The organism is Pseudoalteromonas sp. SIMBA_162 (genome assembly GCF_046535955.1).
GTDB classification, from domain to species: Bacteria; Pseudomonadota; Gammaproteobacteria; order Enterobacterales; family Alteromonadaceae; genus Pseudoalteromonas; species Pseudoalteromonas marina.
Genome location: NZ_JAWJBQ010000117.1, coordinates 1 through 381 on the forward strand (window position 1 = coordinate 1; position 381 = coordinate 381).

Genomic DNA, 381 nt, shown 5'->3' on the forward strand with positions numbered 1-381 from the left:
TGCACTAAACCACAAGCTTAAAGCACATAACTCTGCTAATCCAATCCATAGTAACGCCCGCCAACTCCCTTGAATCATCCCTTCCCCCCAAAAACTAGGATAATGTATTTTCATTATACAAATTATGGTACGTAATGAATAAAAAAGGATTGCCGTAGCAACCCTTTCGAATAAATCTTATATTTCTAGTTTCTCTTTCACTTCTTTAATTTGCAGTAAATGGCGTCTTTCATGATAGCCTACAAATGGAATCCATTGACTCAAACGCATTCGTCCAAATGCCGGATGGGGATAAGCCTTATTTTCCAAATCATGTTGATCTGCATTTTCTACAACGGATTTTAGTTCTTGTCGAGACATTGCCAATTTTTCTTTTAATTC

Annotated in this window: 1 protein-coding gene; it reads right to left on the reverse strand. The window is 36.7% G+C overall.

Annotated features, from left to right (window positions below):
• Positions 1-177: 177 nt before the first annotated feature.
• A partial coding sequence (locus R0J88_RS18980) for a DinB family protein (RefSeq protein ID WP_410900726.1) occupies positions 178-381 on the reverse strand: 204 nt, incomplete at its 5' end.